The organism is Sporosarcina soli, from assembly GCF_042655805.1.
GTDB lineage: Bacteria > Bacillota > Bacilli > Bacillales_A > Planococcaceae > Sporosarcina > Sporosarcina soli.
The window spans coordinates 276,573-298,924 of sequence record NZ_JBHSNO010000006.1 but is presented as its reverse complement, the minus strand read 5'-3'; the positions used below and the strand labels follow the sequence as shown (position 1 = coordinate 298,924).

The following is a 22,352-nucleotide window of genomic DNA, read 5'->3' as shown; positions in this document are numbered from 1 at the left end:
AAAAATGATTCCAAATTGGTTAATACAGCGGGCGCATTTGACGCCTGATAAAAAAGCATTATCTTTCAATGGTGAAACTTGGACATTTGAGCAGTTAAAAGATCAAGCAATGACCCTTGCCCGGAAATTGAAAGCGAACGAATTGAACGAAGGCGAGCGGGTTGCACTACTCGGCTTCTCCAATGCAGAGATGGTCTTGATCATTCATGCCTGTATGCTTGCTGGACTGGAAATTGTCATGTTGAATAGTCGCCTCACGCCAAAAGAACTTGACTGGCAGCTTGATGATTCAGATGCAGTTGCCGTCATTGTGGCAGATGAGTTACAGCATCTCATATCCAACTCCTCTACACGTCAACTTCCATTTTCAACAATCCGCCAATCCGATGAACAGTCGTTTCAGATTCAAGAGATATGGGATTCTAACAGAACAATTACTATCATGTATACGTCGGGGACGACTGGTTTTCCAAAAGGAGTGCGCCAGACTGTTGGCAATCACGTTTCCAGTGCACTTGCCTCCGTTCTGAATCTTGGACTTTCTGACGATGACGTTTGGCTTTGTTTCATGCCGTTATTCCATATTAGCGGTTATTCCATCCTTGCTCGTTCCGTTCTCTATGGCGTAGAAGTGAAGCTCTATGATAAATTCGATGCAGTTGCTGCAGCCGAAGAAATTCGCACTGGTTCAGTTACGTATATGTCTGCTGTTTCACTGATGCTGGAGAAAACATTGCATGAATTGGAAAAAGACGCTGCAGTTGCTCATCCTTCATTCAAAGCGATATTGGCGGGTGGGGGCCCTGTACCCGTAGGTTATTTGGAACGGGCGAACGAACGCAAAATGCCTGTTTTGCAAACGTACGGCATGACGGAAACGAGTTCACAAACAGCTACACTTTCAGCGGAAGACGCCATCAGGAAGATGGGCTCTGCAGGAAAGCCATTATTTTTCAATCAAATTAAAATTAAAAATAGTCAAAAGTCGGGAGAAATCGGGGAAGTGCTCCTTCGCGGCCCACACATTACGCCAGGCTATATCGGAAGGTTTCAAAAAACGAATCCTTTTGAAGAGGGCTGGTTCCCGACAGGCGATCTAGGCTATTTGGATGCAGAAGGCTATTTGTTCATCGTAGATAGAAGATCTGACTTGATTATTTCAGGCGGGGAAAATATTTATCCAGCAGAAATAGAAAATGTACTTGCCGGGCATCCAAGCGTCAGGGAGGTTGGCGTTTGCGGCAAGGAGGACGCTAAGTGGGGAACTGTACCGGTGGCATTCGTTGTCATCTCGGATGATGTGACTGCAGCACAACTCACAGACTATTGTGCAGAGCGCCTAGCCCGCTATAAAGTTCCGAAGAAAATCTATTTTGTCGAAAGCTTACCGCGCAATGGAGCGAATAAATTGGTGAGGCGTCAATTGAGGGAATGGACAGAAGCACAACAATAAAAGATAAATAAAAATAAGCCTGTTCCGCGTAATGGAACAGGCTTATATTCAATTATTCATTGCCTAACGCTTTGCTTAACGTTTCAATATTGTGCTCCATTAACGAAATATAGTCTTCGTTGTTTTTAACATCATCAGCTGTTAAAACACCAAGATTATGGAGCATAAGTGATTCGGCCCCGATTTCTTTTCGGATCACATCTGTTAATTTTGAAGAAACATTTTGTTCAAATAGCACGTATTTTACATTTAGTTCCTTTGCTTGTGCGACAAGAGCGGCCAATTGTTTTTGGGAAGGCTCGCTTTGGGAATTCAACCCTGCAATGGCGATTTGTTCAAGACCATATGCATCAGCAATATAACCGAATGCCGCATGGGAGACGAAGAATGTTTTGGATGGAGCGGCATTTGCCATCTCTTTAAATTTGTTGTCGAGTTCAACTAAGTCATCATTCAATTGCTGGAAGTTTTTCTCGAAATCATCTTTCATGTCGGGCATTTCTTCAATTAGAGCATCTTTGATGGAAGTCGCCAGTTCGATACTAAGCACCGGTGAAATCCAGACGTGTGGATCAAATTCGCCATGATGGTGATCGTGTCCATCATGCTCATCATGTGCCGCCTCGTTATCATGCTCATCATGTTCGGTTTCTTCATCGTGCTCGTTATCATGCCCCTCTTGAAGCAAATCTTCCGAAATACCTTCCGCAGTTGCAATCATATTCACATGCTCGCCTTTTAATGTTTTTTGTGCATTCTCTACAAATCCTTCAAGTCCCAAGCCGATATAAAAGAATAAATCGGAATCGGCGAGTGCCATCATATCTTTTTGTGTAGGATCGAATGTGTGTTCATCCGCGCCAGGGGGATAGATGGATTGGACATCGACATGTTCACCACCGATCCGTTCCGTGAAATATTGAAGTGGGTAAACGGTCGTATAAACGGAAAGCGCCTGGCCGTCAGACTCGCCTTCTGATGGCACTTCAGCCTCATTTGTTTTGCCGCATGCCGCTAATAGTAGTATGGCAATGAGTGCGATGTAGTATAATCTTTTCTGCATTAGAAATATACCTCCTATGTCTATAATAGTAATCATTACGATTTAGTTAACTGACTTTCTTATCATACAAGAGTGTCGATCATTTAGCAACTGGAAAATGATTTTCCTACGATATAAGTCATTGCGGAGCATTCGGTATCTTCTGTTGAAAAAAATTATCGCTTAGATTAATAAAATTTCTACTAATGGGACTAGACTTTATCTTCTAAAGAATATATTATGAGAATGAATGAAATCGATTTCATGAAATAGGTGGGGTAAATTGACAAGCAACCATTTTACGAAGGGCAAAAACATGTTTTTAGTCGTTTCCTTTTTATTTTGGTTTCCGCACTTCATATACGTTCCCGTTTTGTCTCCTTATCTTGCGTTTTTAGGAGGCGAGTATACATTCATCGGTATCGTTCTAGGGAGTTATGGACTTATGCAATTGATATTCCGGTTGCCAACTGGGATTTTTTCGGATCTTGTTAAAGTAAGAAAACCGTTCATTATCGCAGGAATGTTAATCAGTTCACTTAGCTGCCTGATTTTTTCCATGACTGAAAGCTTAGGATGGATACTTTTGGCCCGTGTACTTGCAGGTATTGCTGCGGCGACATGGGTGACGTTTACCGTCCTGTATTCCACCTATTTTTCAAACAAAGAAGTTCATCGTGCCATGGGAAGCATATCGTTTATCGTTGTGCTGGGACAGTTTATGGGGATGAGTATTAGCGGTTATGTTGTCAATGAGTTGGGGTGGCGGGCTCCGTTCTGGATAGGTGCTGTAATCAGCGTAATAGGTGCCATCATAGCATTTTTTGTCTTCGAGCCGAAAGAAAAGATTGCGAAAGAACCGATGAAAGTAAGGGAACTGGTAGCTGTTATGCGGGAACCTTCGTTACTGATAATTTCCTTGTTGTCGATTTTGGCGCATAGTATTATTTTTACAACGATATTTGGATTCATCCCTACATATGCTTTGCATATCGGGCTTCGGACGAATGATATCAGTTTCATCGTGCTTGCGTTTATGATCCCACATGCGATTGCGACGCTCTTTATCGGGAAATATGTTGTTCCGTTTTTGGGGGAGTGGAAATCATTGCAAATTGCTTTTCTATTAGCGGCAATGGGAACCATTGTTACTCCTCTCGTCGAAATGAAATGGCTGTTTTTAGTTGTTCAAGGTGTTAACGGCTTTGCACTTGGACTGATTTTCCCGTTACTATTAGGGATGTCAATTGAATCGATTGCTCAGGAGAAAAGGGCGACAGCGATGGGAGCTTATCAGGCTCTTTATGCAATAGGGATATTTGCGGGTCCATTTGTTGCGGGCATTTTCAATGCGAAGTTCGGTATCGATGCAGGTTTTTATTTTGCGGGTTCATTAGGCGTAGTCGCGGTTGGTGTAACGATTATCCAACGCAGAAAGGGAACACATGAGATGATAACTAATGTAAACAAAAGTATGTGAGACAATGAATGATTGTATAGGAAGACATCTTGTGCATACTATCTTGAGAAGGACTTGATGATGATGAAAATGAGCGATGTGGCGAGGATGGCAAATGTATCTCCTGCTACCGTGTCCAGAGTCCTTAGACAACCGGAATTGGTAAGCGAAGATACGAGAGTAAAAGTATTAAAAGTCGTAGAGGAATTGAATTATCAACCGCATATGATTGCCAGGCAATTCAGGACTAAGGAAACCAAAACGATTCTCGTTATTGTTCCGGACATTTCGAGATCATTTTTTTCCGAAGTATTGAGAGGTATTCAACATATGGCGATTAGCAATGGGTACAAAGTGATTTTAGGCGATTCGGAAAACGAACTTCAACGCGAAAAAGAATTTATCGATTTATTATTGCAAAAACAGGCGGATGGGGTTGTGTTATTGACGGCAAGAATGGAACTATCCAGTTTAGAACGTATTGCCAATCAATTCCCGATGGTCATTGCATGTGAGTATTATGATGGATCAGAGGTTCCGACCGTTTCCATCGATAATATTAGTAGTTCCAGAAAAATAATGGAGCATTTGATCCAACATGGACATACCCGAATTGCACATATTACGGGACCGATGGATGTTATCCTTAGTCGAGATCGATTGAAAGGGTATCGTCAGGCATTGATGGGCCATGATATTGAGGTAAGACCTGAATTTATCCAGGAAGGGGACTTCAGTATCCAATCTGGCTATGATCAGATGGTTAAATTATTATCTTTGCAAAATCCTCCAACTGCTGTTTTTGTATTTAATGATGAAATGGCTTTAGGGGCGATTAAAGCCGTCAAGAAGAGCGGAAAGAAAGTACCGGAAGATATTGCAGTAGTCGGTTTTGACAATATCAACATAGCGTCCTTTTTCGATCCGGAAATAACAACGATTGATCAGCCTAAATATGAAATTGGAAAAGTAGCGATGAATTTACTATTGAAACTGATGAATGGTGAGAAATTGGAAAGAACAAAAATTGTACTTCCTGATGAATTAATCGTAAGGGAATCATGCGGGGCAAAACTTGAACATTTGTCAAACAGACAGAAGGAAGTATAAAGAGAAGAGAAAGCTGATCACTTCAAGTTATTAGCTTTGATTGTTTAGCTTTTTTTAAAAGAATAGTCGTTCTATTTAAAATTTATCGCAAAAAAAGCTTGACCAATAATCTTTTTAATATTATGATATATTTGAAATCGATTTCATGACAATCTACACTTCACTGATGAATGAAATCGATTTCAGATTTCAGATGAGCAACACTGAGACTAGCTTTATTAGAAAAAGAGAATAAAAAATTTTTAAATGAAAATGAAATCGATTTCAATGAAATGAAAGAAGTAGAGAAATAGACTCGTATATTTATTTCCTACTTCAAATTTTATAAGTGAAATGAAATCGATTTCAGTGATATCACAATTTGGATAACTAAGGGGGAAAAGAACATGGTTGAAGTCAAAACGGCTGTGAGAAAACTGAAGAACTACATAAATGGTGAGTGGGTTGAAAGTAAGACAACCCAATATGAGGATGTCTACAATCCGGCAACAAAAGAGATCATCGCACGTGTACCACTTTCTATCAAAGAGGATATCGAATACGCAACGGAAGTTGCAAAAGAAGCGTTTGAAAAATGGAGTAAAGTGCCGGTTTCAAGAAGAGCGAGAATCCTATTCAATTATCACCAACTTTTGCAAGCAAATAAAGACGAGTTGGCCCGTCTCATTACGATTGAGAACGGTAAAAATCTATCGGAGGCATTGGGTGAGGTTGGCCGTGGAATTGAGAATGTCGAATTTGCTGCCGGGGCACCGACGTTGATGATGGGGGATTCACTAGCAACAATCGCAACAGATATTGAAGCTGCGAACTATCGTTACCCGATTGGTGTGGTTGGTGGAATTACACCATTCAACTTCCCGATGATGGTGCCTTGTTGGATGTTCCCAATGGCAATTGCGGTGGGAAATTCGTTCATTCTGAAACCATCGGAAAGAACACCGTTACTTGCTGAGAAGTTAGTGGAGCTATTTGCTGAAGCGGGGCTGCCAAAAGGTGTGCTGAACATTGTACACGGTGCACATGATGTGGTGAACGGCATTTTAGATCACCCGGATATTAAAGCCATTTCATTCGTTGGCTCCCAGCCAGTTGGCGAATATGTCTATAAACGTGGTAGCGAGAATTTGAAACGTATTCAAGCATTGACCGGTGCGAAAAACCATTCCATCGTTCTGAATGATGCAGATATAGAGGATGCGACTTCCAATATTATCGCTTCAGCATTCGGTTCGGCGGGAGAGCGCTGCATGGCATGTGCAGTTGTAACTGTCGAAGAAGACGTTGCGGATGAATTTATTGCAAAACTGTCGGAGAAGGCTGTGGACGTCAAAATCGGTAATGGACTAGATGATGGTATTTTCCTAGGACCGGTTATCCGGGAAGAGAATCGGAAACGTACACTAAACTACATTGAAAAAGGGATTGAAGAAGGGGCAAAACTGGTATGTGATGGACGTGAAAATGCTCCAGAAAATGGATATTTCGTCGGCCCTACGATTTTCGATGGCGTAACAACAGATATGACGATTTGGAAAGATGAGATTTTCGCACCCGTTCTTTCAATCATCCGTGTGAAAAACCTGAAAGAAGCGATTGAAACAGCGAACCGTTCGGAATTTGCAAATGGCGCTTGTATTTATACATCAAACGCTTCAGCCATCCGTTACTTCCGCGAAAATATCGATGCAGGAATGCTCGGCATCAACCTTGGTGTACCAGCTCCAATGGCATTCTTCCCGTTCTCAGGTTGGAAATCGTCGTTTTACGGAACAGTGCATGCGAATGGAAAAGATAGCGTCGAGTTCTATACACGTAAAAAAGTTGTGACAGCACGCTACGTCGAACCAACGTTTGAATAAGGAGTTTCGAGTTAATGATCACTTTACGCTTTTCCTAAAGTGAGTTCAATTAGCACAATGGCAAACAAGGGAAACTCCTGCTTCCCTTGTTTGCAAATATACATTCGGGAGGTTTTCGCACAGTGAGTAAATTGCTTCGCAAGCCAACTAGCAATAGAACTACTGAAAGTGTAACTGTTGTCCATGATGTATCGACAAGCAATTCCCCATTGGAATATGTCGGATTCAAAGTGGTGGATCTTGTACCTGGCGCTACATATTCAGAAGCATTACAGAAGAAAGAATGTTGTATTGTCGCGTTGACGGGAAAGATTAATGTCACCGACCATGAACAAACCTTTAATAATATAGGTACGCGGGAAAGTGTCTTTGAGAAAAAGCCAACGGACAGTGTCTATGTGTCGAATAATCGCCGTTTTGAAGTTGTGGCAGTAAGTAAAGCGAGAGTAGCCTTCTGCTATTCACTATCAGATAAATCATTGCCGACGAAGCTTATCAAAGCAGCGGACAATGGTGTTGAAAACCGGGGGAGAAATAATAACAAAAGGCTTGTACATAATATTTTGCCGGACTCGGATCCGTCTGCGAACAGTCTATTAGTCGTAGAAGTGTTCACAGAAAGCGGAAATTGGTCGAGCTATCCTCCGCACAAACATGACCAGGATAACTTACCGGTCGAATCATTGCTGGAAGAATCGTATTACCATGAAATGAATCCACCACAAGGATTTATCTTCCAACGTGTCTATACAGACGATCGTTCACTTGATGAAACGATGACCGTTGAAAATGGCGATGTGGTACTTGTGCCAGAAGGCTATCATCCAGTCGGTGTGCCGGAAGGGTATGAATCCTATTATTTGAACGTCATGGCAGGCCCAAAGCGAATATGGAAGTTTCATAACGATCCCGATCATGAATGGATCTTAGCAAATGAATGAAAGTCAGCTAGCTAAAGAGGAGGGCGTTGTAGATGAAATATGAATTTAATGCCGAGAGAGAATTCGACATCATTGCCATCGGTCGAGCTTGTATCGATTTGAATGCAACTGAATATAACCGTCCGATGGAAGAAACGATGACATTTACAAAATACGTAGGGGGTTCGCCAGCGAACATCGCGATCGGAAGTTCAAAATTGGGCTTGAAAGCCGGTTTCATCGGAAAAATTCCAGATGATCAACACGGTCGCTTCATCGAAAGCTATATGCGTGGAGTTGGCATTGATACATCCAATATGGTAGTGGATCAGGAAGGGCGTAAAGCGGGCTTAACTTTTACAGAAATTAAAAGCCCTGAAGAATGTAGCATTTTAATGTATCGGGATGAAGTCGCTGATCTCTATTTGAATTCGTCTGAAGTGCACGAAGAATATATAAAAAAAGCAAAAATCCTTCTCGTTTCAGGTACAGCACTAGCGAAAAGTCCATCAAGAGAAGCTATATTGAAAGCGGTTGGTTTAGCGAAGAAAAACGATGTAAAAGTAATATTTGAATTGGATTATCGCCCATACACATGGAAATCAGTGGAAGATACAGCTGTTTACTACGCATTGGTTGCTGAACAGTCAGATGTCGTGATCGGTACGCGTGAGGAATACGATATGCTAGAAAATAAAACGAATGGTCAAAACAAGGAGACTGTTGATTATCTCTTCAAGCATTCGCCAGATCTTCTTGTCATCAAGCATGGTGTGGATGGGTCTTATGCTTATACAAAATTAGGTGAAATATTCAAGGGACAGGCGTATAAGACGAAAGTATTGAAAACATTTGGTGCAGGAGATTCCTACGCATCTGCCTTCTTATATGCATTGCTCAAAGGGAAAGAGATTGAAAACGCTTTAAAATTTGGTAGTGCATCGGCTTCGATTGTCGTCAGCAAACATAGTTCATCCGATGCGATGCCAACAGTGGAAGAAATCGAGGAACTGATTGCTGTAAAAGCATAACAATGAACAACGTAAAAAGAGGTGGGAATATTCATGGGAACAATTCGATTAACAACTTCGCAAGCGCTTATTAAATTTTTGAACCAGCAATATATTCATGTAGATGGTAAAGAGTTTCCTTTTGTCGAAGGAATCTTCAACATTTTTGGACATGGGAACGTTGTTGGGATTGGTCAAGCACTTGAACAGGATTCGGGTCATTTGAAAGTCATCCAAGGGAAAAACGAGCAAGGTATGGCACATGCGGCAATTGCTTATAGTAAACAAATGTTGCGCCAAAAAATATATGCGGTTACTACATCTGTAGGACCGGGCGCGGCCAACCTTGTTGCAGCGGCAGGTACTGCTTTGGCCAACAACATTCCTGTATTGCTATTACCAGGGGATACATTTGCCACACGGCAACCTGATCCGGTGCTACAACAATTCGAACAGGAATATAGCGCGGCGATTACGACGAATGATGCACTCATTCCCGTTTCTAGATATTGGGATCGTATCACGCGTCCTGAGCAACTGATGTCCAGCCTGATCCGTGCATTTGAAGTCATGACAGATCCGGCAAAAGCAGGTCCGGCAACGATTTGTATCGCACAGGATGTGGAAGGCGAAGCATTCGAATATGACGAACAATTCTTTGATAAACGTGTCCATTATGTTGATCGCAAAGCACCACTTGAACGAGAATTGAACGGTGCAGCCGAATTGATCAAAGCAAGTAAAAAGCCGGTCATCCTCGTTGGCGGCGGAGCGAAATATTCACAAGCACGTGATATCTTAGTCGCACTTTCCGAAAAACATCAGATTCCGCTTGTTGAAACCCAAGCAGGTAAATCAACAGTAGAAAGCTCTTTTAAAAATAACTTGGGCGGTATGGGCATTACAGGAACATTAGCGGCAAATAAAGCTGCATACGAATCCGATCTGATTATCGGAATTGGAACAAGATATACGGATTTCGCCACATCATCCAAAACGGCTTTTGACTTTGATAACACAAAATTCCTCAATATCAACTTGAGCCGTATGCAAGCGTATAAATTAGACGGCTTCCAAGTTGTAGCAGATGCAAAAACGACGTTGGAACAACTAGCACCAATATTGGAAGGTTACGAAAGTAAATTCGGCAGCACGATTACCGAATTGAAAGAGGAATGGTTGAGTGAACGCGATCGCCTAAGCAAAGTGACTTTTGACCGTCATCATTTCAATCCGGAAGTGAAAGATCATTTCTCACAGGAAGTTTTGAATGAGTATGCAGATGCTTTAGGTACGGAGTTTGCACAAACGACCGCTTTGCTGACAATCAATGACACGGTGGATGCAGATAGCGTTGTTATATGCTCAGCAGGGTCGCTTCCAGGTGACTTACAACGGTTATGGCATTCGGAAGCTCCGAATACGTATCATCTCGAATACGGTTATTCTTGTATGGGCTATGAAGTGTCCGGAACATTGGGTGTGAAACTGGCGGAGCCTGACAAAGAAGTCTATTCTATGGTAGGAGATGGTAGTTTCCTAATGCTCCATTCCGAACTGATTACAGCAATCCAGTACAATCAAAAAATCAATGTCCTCTTATTCGATAATTCCGGTTATGGTTGTATTAACAACCTGCAAATGGATCATGGCAGCGGCAGTTACTTCTGTGAATTCCGCACGCATGATGACAAAATTTTGAATATTGACTATGCAAAAGTGGCGGAAGGATATGGGGCCAAAACATATCGTGCTAATACAGCGGAAGAATTGAAAGCTGCTTTGGAAGATGCGAAAAAACAGAAAGTATCGACATTGATTGAAATGAAAGTGCTTCCTAAGACGATGACGGACGGTTATAAAAGCTGGTGGCATGTCGGAGTGGCTGAAGTATCTAACAAAGAAAGTATTCAACAAGCATTTGAATTGAAAGAAAAGAAGTTGGAATATGCCAAGCAATATTAAGAGAGAAGGTCCGACAATGAACAATTCGAACATTTCATGGGGAATCGCTCCAATCGGTTGGCGCAATGACGATATACCGGAAATTGGAGCAGAGAACACATTATCGCATCTGTTAAGTGATATTGTCGTTGCTGGTTTCGAAGGGACTGAAGTAGGTGGTTTCTTTCCAGAAGCGGAAAAGTTGAACAAAGAACTCCGACTCCGAAACTTGAAAATTGCGGGTCAATGGTTCAGCAGCTTCATTATTCGTGATGGTGTGGAAAAGGCATCCAAAGCCTTTCACACCCATTGCGAATATTTACAAGAAGTCAACGCGGACGTAGCGGTCGTATCGGAGCAGACCTACAGTATTCAAGGGACGAGCAAAAATGTCTTCACTGAAAAACCGTACTTCACAGATCAAGAATGGCAGGAGTTATGCCAAGGGCTCAACAAACTAGGGAAAATCGCTGACCAGTACAATCTGAAATTGGTCTATCACCATCACTTAGGAACAGGTGTTGAAACGTTGGAGGAAGTGGACCGGTTATTGGAAAACACTGATCCTGAACATGTCCATCTATTATATGATACAGGTCATATTTACGTTTCAGCCGGCGAATGCATGACATTGTTGGACAAGCATATAGAGCGCATCCAACATGTACATTTCAAAGATATTCGACAAGATGTTATGGAACTTTGCAAAGCGGAAGGAAAACCCTTCTTACAATCCTTTTTAACGGGTATGTTTACAGTACCTGGAGACGGCTGCATCGATTTTACGGAACCTTATCAAAGGTTATTGGCTAAAGACTATGAAGGATGGATTGTGATTGAAGCCGAACAAGATCCTTCAATTGCTCATCCACTGGAATATGCTTTAAAAGCAAGAAGGTATATTGATGAAACATTGATAAAAAGGAAGGTCATGAGTTGATGGAGCATTCAAACTAATCAGTAGGTTTATCTTCATTCACCAAATAGTTTTGTACTGAAAGCGAAGTGTCAGCTACGGAAGACTCCTACCTCTATAGGTGGCTAGATGAATGCTAGAGTAGTTTCCTGTTCAGTTGATGTCCAAACGCCCGTTGAATGAAGATAAAGCCTCCGGCGGATGTCCCAGATTTTGAAAGGAGTCAATCGGGGAAACTCGATTCAAAATCTGGACGCAATTATGCCGAGGGGCAATTGATCCTGTGGGGAGGATAAGTTATGGGCAATATAGAGACAAAATCGGAAACAACTGTCGTCGATTCGATAGAATCACAAACAACGGGGGAAAAACATAAGAAGAATTTAAAGAAGATTGCATTAATATCAACATTTGGAGGATTACTCTTCGGATACGATACAGGTGTTATCAATGGTGCCCTGCCATTTATGTCGGGGAAAGATCAACTGAATCTAAGCCCCTTTACAGAAGGGCTTGTAACAAGTTCATTGCTGTTTGGAGCAGCATTTGGAGCGATCCTTGGCGGGCGATTCTCTGACCGTTTTGGTCGACGAAAAATCATCCTTTATCTGGCACTGCTGTTTTTTATTGCAGCGCTGGGCTGTACACTTGCACCGAATGTAACGGCAATGGTTTTATTCCGGACATTGCTAGGACTTGCAGTCGGAGGAGCATCTGTATCCGTACCGACTTTCTTGGCAGAAATGTCTCCCGCGGAACATAGGGGACGTATCGTCACCCAAAATGAACTGATGATAGTCACGGGACAATTATTGGCATTTACGTTCAACGCTGTCATTGGGAACACGATGGGTGATTCTTCGAATGTTTGGAGGTATATGCTGGTCATTGCAACACTTCCAGCAGTTTTCCTTTGGTTTGGTATGTTAGTTGTGCCCGAGAGTCCACGCTGGCTGGCTTCAAAAGGCAAAATCGGGGATGCCTTCCGGGTTCTCCAGCAGGTTCGTGAGGAGAGTCGCGCACAAGCGGAACTGAGGGACATTCAAAAAGCTACTACGAAAGAAGCAGAAACTGAAAAAGCAACGATGAAAGACTTGGCTGTACCATGGGCTCGCCGCATTGTCTTTCTTGGGATAGGTATCGCGGTTGTGCAACAAATTACAGGAGTCAACTCGATTATGTACTATGGAACAATCATTCTGAAAGATGCAGGTTTGGCTACGGAAGCAGCACTTGTAGCGAACATAGCAAATGGGGTCGTCTCAGTCTTGGCGACGTTCATAGGGATTTGGCTACTTGGCAAGGTGGGACGGCGCCCGTTATTGTTGACGGGACAGATCGGAACGACGAGTGCCCTCGTGCTAATTGGTGTATTTTCCCTCACGCTGCAAGGAACTGCAATCCTTCCTTATTCTGTGCTTGGAATGACAGTCATGTTTCTTGTCTTTCAACAAGGCGCTATATCGCCAGTCACATGGTTGATGCTTTCAGAGATTTTCCCGCAGCGAATGCGCGGACTTGGGATGGGGATAAGTGTGTTTTGCTTATGGATTACGAATTTCATCATTGGTTTTACCTTCCCGATTTTGCTAGCAAAAATCGGTCTATCCTCTACGTTCTTCATTTTCGCCGGTTGTGGGCTTGTAGCCATTACATTTGTGAAAAAATTTTTACCGGAAACGAAAGGGCTATCTCTTGAAGAGTTGGAGGAGCAATTCCGAAACTATAAGAAGAAAGAAAAAGTTGTTCAGGCGGAACTCATAAAAGAAGGAAATTGATGTGTACTAACTCGGATCTTTCTTAAACAAGGGTTTACATAAGAGGAATGTAAACGTTTACTATATTCGAAGTTTTGGTGAAAGTGTGAAAAATAATCCATTCTAGACCTAAATGGGAGGAACTACTATGACATTAAAAATCGGCGTAATCGGAACAGGTGCAATCGGCAGAGAACATATTAAGCGAATTACACAAACACTTGCTGGTGGGAAAATCGTTGCCGTAACAGACGTCAATCAGGAATCGGCTAAACAAGCGGTAGAGCAATTTAACTTGGATGCTACCGTCTATCCAGATGATAAATCACTCGTGGCGGCAGACAATGTAGATGCCGTATTTGTGACAAGCTGGGGTCCTGCCCACGAAGCGAGTGTGTTGGAAACGATTGCGGCTGGGAAATACGTCTTCTGCGAAAAGCCATTGGCAACGACAGCAGAAGGTTGCCTGCGAATTGTAGAAGCTGAGAAAAAGCATGGAAAACGTTTAGTACAAGTTGGCTTCATGCGTCGCTATGACTCCAGCTACGTACAGTTAAAAGAAGTCATTGAGAATAAAGAAATCGGTGAACCATTAATGATCCGTGCTGCACACAGAAATCCAACGGTGGATGAGAACTACACAACAGATATGGCAGCCGTGGATACATTGGTCCATGAAATCGATGCGTTACATTGGCTAATCGATGATGATTACAAATCCGTGCAAGTCACTTTTCCGAGAAAGACCAAACATGCATTACCTCATTTGCAAGATCCGCAGATTTTTAATATCGAAACGATGAATGGTGTGGCTATCTCCGTTGAAGTTTTTGTCAACTGCCAATATGGCTATGACATTCAATGTGAAGTAATTGGGGAAGAGGGCATTGCGAAGTTGCCAGAAGTGCCAAGCGTAGTGATGCGTAAGGGCGGCAACTTAAGTGCGGGGATTTTGCAAGATTGGAAAAAGCGTTTTATGGATGCATATGATAAGGAATTGCAGGATTTTATGGACTCGATTAAAGAAACAGGCGAGCCGAATGGACCGACAGCATGGGACGGCTATATTGCTGCTGTTACGACGGATGCCTGTGTGAAAGCACAGCAAAGTGGTGAAAAGGAAGCCATTGAACTACAAGAAAAACCGGCACTTTACAAAAAGTCTATCACTGAATTACAAACACAATAAGAAGAGCGCATGGTTTCCAGAGCTTAGACACTTGTATTGTGGGAAAAAGTGAGACCTCATTTTAAAAAATAGAACGTTAAAAACTAGGAGGGAATTGAAAATGAAATTAGCATTGGATCCAGCGATGTATACAGATTTATCCTTGAAGGAAGTTGTCGATAAGACGGCGGAATTAGGCTATAAATACATTGAGTTATCACCCCGGGAAGATTTCATCCCATTCTATAAATATCCGAAAGTCGATTCTGCAACAATTAAAAACTTGAAGAGATGGTGCCGCGATGCAGGTGTCGAAATATCCTCTACTCTTCCAGTTCAATATTGGGCTGGTCCGGACGAAGACCGTCGTCAGGCAGCAGTGCGAAACTGGAAACGTGCCATCGAAATTACAGTGGATTTAGAAGTAGAATTGATGAATACAGAATTCAATGGGAATAAATTCCACCCGGGTGTTTGTGAAGAGAAGTTTATCAAATCAATGGACGAGCTTCTCCCGATCCTTGAAAAGGAAAATATAAGTATGAACTTGCAGGCTCATCCATTCGACTTCATTGAACGAAATGACGAGGCTTTACGGATGATTCGCGCACTTGACAAACCATGGATTAACCTTGTCTATTCTACTGCTCATACATTTTTCCATGATGATGGCATCGGTGATATTGAAACAATGTTTGACGATGCGGGTGATCGTCTACAGCACGTATTGTTTGCAGATACATTCAACCATAAAGCAGCGAATGGGTTACGTTATATCGTCAATCCACCGGGGGTAGAAGCGACGGTTCACCAACACCTGAATATTGGGGAAGGGGAAGTCGATTTCGATACGATTTTCAGAAAGCTGAAAGAAATGAAGTTTGATGGGATTGCAACAAACTCCGTGTTCGCTTGGGTAGAAAAAGCGGATGAATCTGCAAGATGGATGCTGCAGAAATTACGGGATGAGCTAGAGACAGTGGGGATCAAGTAAGACCGTTACCAAGCACTGCACACACAATGGGATCGCACTTTCGGTTATGAAATTCATCGGTTGAAAGTGTAGATCCTTTCATTTTAAAAACGGGAGATGTGTCATATGAAACTATGCTTTAATGAAGCGACTACATTGGAAAATTCAAACCTCTCGAAAGACCTGGAGTATTGTAATAAGCACGGTTACGATTACATTGAGATCCGCACAATGGATAAATTACCGGAATACTTGCAAAGCCAGACGATTGAAGAGCTTGCCCATTATTTCAACACGCATCATATTAAACCATTGGCGTTAAATGCCCTTGTATTTTTTAATAACCGTACGGAAGAAGAATATCAAACTATTTTAACTGAATTCAAAGATATGTTGGAGGTCGGTCAAAAAATAGGGGTCAAGTATATCGTTGCTGTTCCACTCGTTACGGAACAAAAGATTTTGCAAGATGATATTAAAACAAGCAGTGTGAACGTATTGCGCGAGTTATCAGATCTTGCGGTACCATACGGCATTAAAATTGCAGTCGAATTTGTCGGCCATCCGCAATGCACGGTAAATACATTCGGTCAAGCTTACGATATAGTTCAAACTGTTGAACGCGAAAATGTCGGATTGGTATTGGATTGTTTCCATTTCCATGCGATGGGCTCCCGTTTGGAAGATTTGGAAAAGGCGGATGGCTCTAAGATTTTCATTTTACATATCGATGATACAGAGGATTTCCCAATCGGTTTCTTAACAGATGAGGATCGTCTATGGCCGGGGCAAGGTGTTATCGATTTGGATAGCATTTTATCGACCTTGAAGGAAATCGGTTTTTCTGATGTTGTTTCCGTTGAATTATTCCGTCCGGAGTACTATCAATTGGATGCGGAAAAAGCGATTGTAATAGCGAAAGAAACGACAGTTGAAGTGGTCTCGAAATACTTTGAACTTGAATCTGTCAGCGTGGGGTGATTGGATGCGTGCAGCTGTGAAAAATGAGGAAGTGCGACAAGGGAAGTTGGTCTCCATGAAGCAGATGCTGCGGGAAGCAAAGGACAACAACTACGCTGTGGCACAGTTTAATATTAATAGTTTTCAGTGGGCAGAAGCTATATTACAAGCCGCTGAGGAAGAAAGAGCACCTGTAATTCTGGGTGCTTCTGACAGACTCGTCGATTATTTGGGAGGTTTTAAGTTAATCGCAATCGTTATCCAGACACTAGTGGAAGAGATGCGGATTACAGTTCCAGTTGCATTGCATTTGGATCATGGCAACAGTGTAGCCCGTTGCAAAGAGGCAATAGATGCAGGATTCAGTTCTGTCATGATTGACGGCTCTCATTATCCAATCGAAGAAAATATCGCAATGACAAAAGAAGTCGTTGCGTATGCTCATTCAAAACAAGTTTCCGTAGAGGCCGAGGTCGGTACAGTTGGAGGCAATGAGGACGGGCTAATCGGTGGCATTTCCTATGCTAATCCAGAAGAATGTCTACGAATTGTGGAACAAACAGGAGTCGATGCTCTAGCAGCAGCACTTGGGTCTGTTCATGGTCCTTATCAAGGTGAACCGAAATTGGGCTTTACTGAAATGAAACAAATTTTTGAGTTAACGAGAATTCCGCTTGTCCTGCATGGCGGATCAGGCATCCCTCTCCATCAACTCCATCAGGCCATTGAGCTCGGACATGCTAAAATCAATGTCAATACAGAATGTTTGCAAGCATGGGCGGAAGCCGTTCGTGAAGTGCTGGTGAACGATCGTGAGATTTACGATGTGAGGTCCATCCTAACGCCAGGGAAAGAAGCCATTATTGCAACAGCCAAGCAGAAGATGAAAGAATTCAAATCGAGTCATAAGGCGTAGAAGGTACTGGGCTTTATGGATAATAACCAATCGAGGAGGATCAACATGGAAGTGATAAATTTGAACAATACAGGCATTGGGATATCCAAGTTGGGAAATACGGATATTAAAATATCCAGGATCGGTCTTGGGACAAATGCAGTCGGTGGTCATAATCTCTATGATCATTTAGATGAGGAAAAAGGTAAAGAGTTTGTACGTGCTGCAATTGACAAGGGAATCACGTTTATTGATACGGCAGATATTTACGGTAAAGGACGCTCCGAAGAATTGGTCGGACAAGTTTTAAGTAAAGTGCCAAGAGAAAACATCATCCTTGCTACAAAAGGTGCAAATGAGTGGTTTGCAGATGGATCCGTTGTGTTGAATAATAAACCTGCTTATCTGCGAAAGGCATTTGAAAACAGCTTAAAACGCCTAAAAACGGACTACGTAGATTTATACTATCTTCATTTTCCAGACGGAAAGACACCGATCGGGGAAGCTATTTCCGAATTGGTAAAATTGAAGCAAGAAGGCAAAATCCGTGCAATTGGCGTTTCCAACGTTACACTGGAGCAACTTAAAGAAGCGAACGCGAATGGACAGATTGATGCTTTGCAAATGGAATACAGCATGTTGAACCGATCTGTAGAAAAAGATTTGCTTCCTTATTGCGTGGAGCACCATATTTCCTTTATTCCATTCGGTCCATTGGCATTCGGCCTCCTTGGAGGTAAATATACAAGCGCTTTTAAACTGACAGAGAATGATTGGCGCAACTCCGTCCCGTTGTTTGCAGAAGAACAATTCGAAAAGAACTTGTCCATCGTTGAAAAACTACAAGAATTTGCGTGCAATAAACAAATAACGGTAGGCAATCTAGCACTTGCCTGGCTCCTTGCACAAGAAGGCGTTGACGCTGTTATACCAGGCGGAAAGACATCCGAGCAAATTCTAGAATCTATAAGAGCTGCAGAAGTTACGTTGGAGAAAGAAGACTTAGAAGCAATCGACAAAATTTTATCTTCATTCAGCAGAAAACTCTCGCCGCTATAGGTGGTGAGATGAATGAGGTCTTGTTTTTCTATTCAGTGGATGACCAAACTCCCGCTGATTGAAGATAAAGCCTCAGGCGGATATCACGGATTTTGAAAGGAATCAATTGCGCTTATCTAAGTGCCTTAATTTCTGCAAAAAAACGCAGAAACACGGCAAATCGAACCCTTCGCAGTTCGATTCACAATTCAAAATCCGGACGCAATTACGCCGAGGCGTAATTGATCCTGATAGGACAGTCCCGGAAGTTATGATTGAACTGACGGGACTGTTTTCCATATAAAAGAGAGGAGGCATTGTAAGTGGAGCAATACTTACTTGGAAAAGCATCTTTAAATCGTGAAGCAGCAGACTTAACGCAAAACGGGGCATCCTTTCGAATCCATTATTGGGGAGTTATGCCTAGCCATTATAATACCAGTTTACATCAACATTCTTTCATGGAGATTTGCTATGTACTAGAAGGGAAGGGAATGTATATTAACGACGGTCAAGCATATTCCATACAAAAAGATACACTATTCTTATCAAAACCAAACATTTTACACCAAATTAAAAGTGAAGAAGGTCTTTTTTTATTGTATGTCGGATTTGAACTAGTTGAGTCAGCGTCAAACGAGGAATGGATGAATCTGATACAAAAAGTGAAAGATTGTTCCGATATACATCTGAAATTAGAAGAGAAGAATGCAATCGTTTTATTGTGGCAATCTTTATTGGTGCATTCTACAAACAATGATCAAGTTCTATATAAAGCCATTCTTGAAAATACTGCATTTTCATTGATCGCAACGCTTATTCAGACCTTTTGTCCGCCTATAGAAACTAGTAAGCCGGTCAATGTAAATGAGACACCTTCAGAACTTCTTTCAACTGTAAAGATTTACATAAAGGACAACCTTTCTCAAGCATTGTTATTGGCGGATGTTGCTGGTCATTTTCATATATCAGGTCGGCATTTATCACGCCTTTTTCAGTCGGGAGAAGGGGTCAATTATTCCACTTATATTCAAAATGAAAGGATTCAAAAAGCAGCGACTTTACTTAAGTCAACAGACCAAACCATAAAAGATATTGCCGAACGGACGGGATTTTCAAGTGTTCACTACTTTACCCGTGTTTTTACTGAAAAATTAGGATGTTCGCCTGGTGCTTTTCGAACACTTTATACAGATGTCAAAAAGATGACTTACAGAAATGAAAACGATTTCATGGAGGGGTAATGGCTGAAAAAATATTTCATATATTTACTGTTATTTATGTCTGAAAAGTACAAATTTATGTCTGTATTGTATAAAGACCGTCAATCAAAAGTATTTTATAATTTTGATAGATGAAAACGATTACATTCGGAGGGGATTTTAAAATGACAACTGGATTAGTAACGGATGTTCTTGGCTACATGACAATCGAGGAATTGCTCGATACTTGCGTTTCCTTAGGGATTGAATCATTGGAGTTGGGCTGCGGCAATTGGTCTAAAGCCCCGCATATGGATTTAGATGGTTTGCTGGAAAGTACAGAAAAACGGCGGCAGTTTAGAAATACGCTCAGTAGCAGAGGGATTTCCATTGCGGCTTTAAACTGCTCTGGCAATCAGCTTGAACCGACTGAAGAAGGAGAACTCCATAAGTCGGTTGTTGAAAAGACCTTTCAACTGGCTGAACTATTGGAAGTGGAGACGGTAGTCATGATGTCCGGATGTCCTGCAGGAGGACCGACGGACAAAACGCCAAATTGGATCACACAAGCATTTTTACCGCTTCACGAACAAATTTTAGAATATCAATGGAATGAAATTGCTTTCCCTTATTGGCATAAAGCAGTAGAAAAGGCAAATACGCATGGTATTAAAAAAATTGCCCTTGAAAATCATGGCTATAATTTAGTCTATAATCCCGAAACGCTCTTTAAATTGAGAAAAGAGGTTGGAAAGAAGATTGGTATGAATTTAGATCCAAGTCATTTGTTTTGGATGGGCGGAGATCCAATTGCAGCTGCAAGGGCATTAGGAGATGCCGTTTATCATGTTCACGCAAAGGATGTAAGAATCGAAAGAGGCGTGAATGATGCACAAGGACTGCTAGATGTTAAACCAATAGGAAGTTTTGGGGAACGGTCATGGAATTACGTTGCTTTAGGATATGGACATGACATCGCTTGGTGGAAAGAATTTTTTACTGTATTAAAAATGATTGGCTATGGGGGACCAATTGTACTTGAAATGGAGGACATGTCCATGGATCCACTTACAGGTGTAAAAAAATCAATGGACGTATTGAAAGCATCGATGTTGAGGGATTTTGACAAGGTTGAGGTATTGCAGTATCGATAAAAATTAGAAGGGGGAATGTTCAATGAGCAAGAACGTTCAAGGAAATTCTGACGAACCACTTCCGCAAAGGAAAGATCAACATCAACGTAAATTGCGCGGTATTGCCTTTGTAGCAACTTTTGGAGGACTGTTATTTGGTTTTGACACAGGAGTTATCAATGGTGCATTGCCCTTTATGTCTCGACCGGATCAGCTGAATCTTACGCCATTTACAGAAGGTCTTGTGGCTAGTTCCTTAATTTTCGGGGCTGCATTTGGTGCGTTATGCGGAGGTCAACTTTCGGATCGTTTTGGTCGCCGAAAATTAATACTTTGGCTAGCCGTGTTATTCTTTGTATCGACACTCGGAACATCTTTTGCGCCAGACGTTGCAACGATGGTGATCTCTCGTATAGCGCTCGGTCTTGCTGTAGGGGGAGCTTCTGTCATTGTGCCGAGTTTCCTAGCGGAAATGTCACCAGCTGAACGAAGGGGACGAATGGTTACGCAAAATGAATTTATGATTGTTACAGGGCAATTATTGGCTTATGTGACGAATGCGGTTCTTGGGAATACGTTAGGAACGACAGATGCAGCTGTCTGGCGGTATATGTTGATCATTGCTACATTGCCCGCGATTGTCTTATGGATTGGTATGCTGACTGTACCAGAAAGTCCTCGTTGGCTAGCATCTAAAGGAAAAATAGGCGATGCACTAAAAGTACTACAACAAATTCGCGATATCAATTACGCAAAAACAGAGCTCAATGACATTCAGAAAACATTGTCGGATGAAGATAAACTTGAAAAAGCATCTATAAAAGATTTGATTGTTCCATGGGTTCGGAGAATCGTCTTCCTTGGAATTGGTCTCGCTGTAGTACAGCAAGTAACGGGTGTGAACTCGATCATGTATTATGGCACAGAAATACTGCGTGATGCTGGGTTTGGGACACAGGCGGCGCTTATTGGAAACGTTGCCAATGGTGCAATTTCGGTCATTGCGGTCATTGTGGGAATTTGGCTACTTGGAAAAGTTGGCAGACGCCCAATGTTGTTAACGGGCCAAATTGGTGCAACAACGGCTCTGTTACTAATTGGTATTTTTTCTTTCACTCTGCAAGGAACAGCCGCGTTGCCATACGTTATTCTGGCTTTAACGGTGACATTCCTTGCATTTATGCAAGGTGCAATCGCGCCTGTTACTTGGTTAATGCTTGCTGAAATATTTCCGCTCAAAATTCGGGGGCTTGGTATGGGGTTAAGTGTATTTTTCTTGTGGATCACGAATTTTATCATTAGCTTTTCATTCCCCATTTTACTAGCCTGGATTGGTTTATCTACAACATTCTTTGCATTCGCAATCGTTAACGTCTTTGCCATTTTGTTCGTGGTCAAATTTGTGCCTGAAACAAAAGGAATTTCGCTTGAACAACTCGAGCGTGATTTTCGTTTTTATGATCAAGGAGAAAAAATTCCTAAGTCAGCCAAATTTAGTTAACCACAACCA

At 42.0% G+C, this 22,352-nt stretch carries 18 protein-coding genes; 17 read left to right on the top strand and 1 reads right to left on the bottom strand.

Annotated elements, in window-relative coordinates; all coding sequences use genetic code 11:
- Positions 1 to 4: 4 nt before the first annotated feature.
- Positions 5 to 1,453: an o-succinylbenzoate--CoA ligase gene (locus tag ACFPRA_RS13655; protein WP_381435611.1), complete on the top strand. Its 1,449-nt coding sequence runs from the start codon at positions 5 to 7 to the stop codon at positions 1,451 to 1,453.
- A 52-nt stretch (positions 1,454 to 1,505) separates the two neighbouring features.
- Here the strand turns inward: ACFPRA_RS13655 and ACFPRA_RS13650 are convergent, their stop codons facing one another.
- Positions 1,506 to 2,516, bottom strand: a complete 1,011-nt coding sequence (locus ACFPRA_RS13650; protein WP_381435608.1) for a metal ABC transporter solute-binding protein, Zn/Mn family — start codon at positions 2,514 to 2,516, stop codon at positions 1,506 to 1,508.
- Positions 2,517 to 2,778: 262 nt separating this feature from the next.
- On the opposite strand from ACFPRA_RS13650, the gene ACFPRA_RS13645 reads away from it, so the two are divergent.
- The 16 genes from ACFPRA_RS13645 to ACFPRA_RS13570 all read left to right on the top strand — a co-directional run bounded on the left by ACFPRA_RS13645 (position 2,779) and on the right by ACFPRA_RS13570 (position 22,343).
- On the top strand, positions 2,779 to 3,975 hold the full coding sequence (locus ACFPRA_RS13645) for an MFS transporter (protein WP_381435604.1): 1,197 nt from the start codon (positions 2,779 to 2,781) through the stop codon (positions 3,973 to 3,975).
- Between the two features lie 60 nt (positions 3,976 to 4,035).
- Entirely contained in the window at positions 4,036 to 5,064 is a 1,029-nt protein-coding gene (locus tag ACFPRA_RS13640; RefSeq protein WP_381435601.1) for a LacI family DNA-binding transcriptional regulator, read from the top strand.
- 386 nt (positions 5,065 to 5,450) lie between these two features.
- Positions 5,451 to 6,926 carry a methylmalonate-semialdehyde dehydrogenase gene (gene iolA / locus ACFPRA_RS13635; protein ID WP_381435599.1) on the top strand — a complete coding sequence of 492 codons (1,476 nt, stop codon included), beginning with the start codon at positions 5,451 to 5,453 and terminating at the stop codon, positions 6,924 to 6,926.
- Between the two features lie 122 nt (positions 6,927 to 7,048).
- Positions 7,049 to 7,867: a 5-deoxy-glucuronate isomerase gene (gene iolB, locus ACFPRA_RS13630; RefSeq protein ID WP_381435596.1), complete on the top strand. Its 819-nt coding sequence runs from the start codon at positions 7,049 to 7,051 to the stop codon at positions 7,865 to 7,867.
- Positions 7,868 to 7,899: 32 nt separating this feature from the next.
- Positions 7,900 to 8,877, top strand: coding sequence for a 5-dehydro-2-deoxygluconokinase (gene iolC / locus ACFPRA_RS13625; protein ID WP_381435594.1), 978 nt, complete (start codon positions 7,900 to 7,902; stop codon positions 8,875 to 8,877).
- A 33-nt stretch (positions 8,878 to 8,910) separates the two neighbouring features.
- Positions 8,911 to 10,821, top strand: a complete 1,911-nt coding sequence (gene iolD / locus ACFPRA_RS13620) for a 3D-(3,5/4)-trihydroxycyclohexane-1,2-dione acylhydrolase (decyclizing) (RefSeq protein WP_381435591.1) — start codon at positions 8,911 to 8,913, stop codon at positions 10,819 to 10,821.
- A 16-nt stretch (positions 10,822 to 10,837) separates the two neighbouring features.
- Positions 10,838 to 11,740, top strand: a complete 903-nt coding sequence (gene iolE, locus ACFPRA_RS13615; RefSeq protein ID WP_381435589.1) for a myo-inosose-2 dehydratase — start codon at positions 10,838 to 10,840, stop codon at positions 11,738 to 11,740.
- 275 nt (positions 11,741 to 12,015) lie between these two features.
- Positions 12,016 to 13,494, top strand: a complete 1,479-nt coding sequence (locus tag ACFPRA_RS13610) for a sugar porter family MFS transporter (RefSeq protein WP_381435586.1) — start codon at positions 12,016 to 12,018, stop codon at positions 13,492 to 13,494.
- Positions 13,495 to 13,621: 127 nt separating this feature from the next.
- Positions 13,622 to 14,662: a bifunctional inositol 2-dehydrogenase/D-chiro-inositol 1-dehydrogenase gene (gene iolG / locus ACFPRA_RS13605; protein ID WP_381435583.1), complete on the top strand. Its 1,041-nt coding sequence runs from the start codon at positions 13,622 to 13,624 to the stop codon at positions 14,660 to 14,662.
- A gap of 100 nt (positions 14,663 to 14,762) precedes the next feature.
- Positions 14,763 to 15,635 (top strand): sugar phosphate isomerase/epimerase family protein, encoded by an 873-nt coding sequence (locus ACFPRA_RS13600; protein ID WP_381435580.1) that lies wholly within the window; start codon positions 14,763 to 14,765, stop codon positions 15,633 to 15,635.
- A 105-nt stretch (positions 15,636 to 15,740) separates the two neighbouring features.
- The gene (gene iolI, locus ACFPRA_RS13595) at positions 15,741 to 16,595 is read left to right on the top strand and encodes a 2-keto-myo-inositol isomerase (RefSeq protein WP_381435577.1); all 855 of its coding nucleotides are present in this window, start codon (positions 15,741 to 15,743) and stop codon (positions 16,593 to 16,595) included.
- Between the two features lie 4 nt (positions 16,596 to 16,599).
- Positions 16,600 to 17,490: a class II fructose-1,6-bisphosphate aldolase gene (gene fba / locus ACFPRA_RS13590; protein WP_381435574.1), complete on the top strand. Its 891-nt coding sequence runs from the start codon at positions 16,600 to 16,602 to the stop codon at positions 17,488 to 17,490.
- Between the two features lie 75 nt (positions 17,491 to 17,565).
- Entirely contained in the window at positions 17,566 to 18,528 is a 963-nt protein-coding gene (locus ACFPRA_RS13585) for an aldo/keto reductase (protein ID WP_381435653.1), read from the top strand.
- Between the two features lie 302 nt (positions 18,529 to 18,830).
- Positions 18,831 to 19,751: an AraC family transcriptional regulator gene (locus ACFPRA_RS13580; RefSeq protein ID WP_381435571.1), complete on the top strand. Its 921-nt coding sequence runs from the start codon at positions 18,831 to 18,833 to the stop codon at positions 19,749 to 19,751.
- A 143-nt stretch (positions 19,752 to 19,894) separates the two neighbouring features.
- The gene (locus ACFPRA_RS13575) at positions 19,895 to 20,863 is read left to right on the top strand and encodes a sugar phosphate isomerase/epimerase family protein (protein WP_381435568.1); all 969 of its coding nucleotides are present in this window, start codon (positions 19,895 to 19,897) and stop codon (positions 20,861 to 20,863) included.
- A gap of 22 nt (positions 20,864 to 20,885) precedes the next feature.
- Positions 20,886 to 22,343, top strand: a complete 1,458-nt coding sequence (locus ACFPRA_RS13570) for a sugar porter family MFS transporter (RefSeq protein ID WP_381435565.1) — start codon at positions 20,886 to 20,888, stop codon at positions 22,341 to 22,343.
- The last annotated feature ends 9 nt before the right edge of the window (positions 22,344 to 22,352 follow it).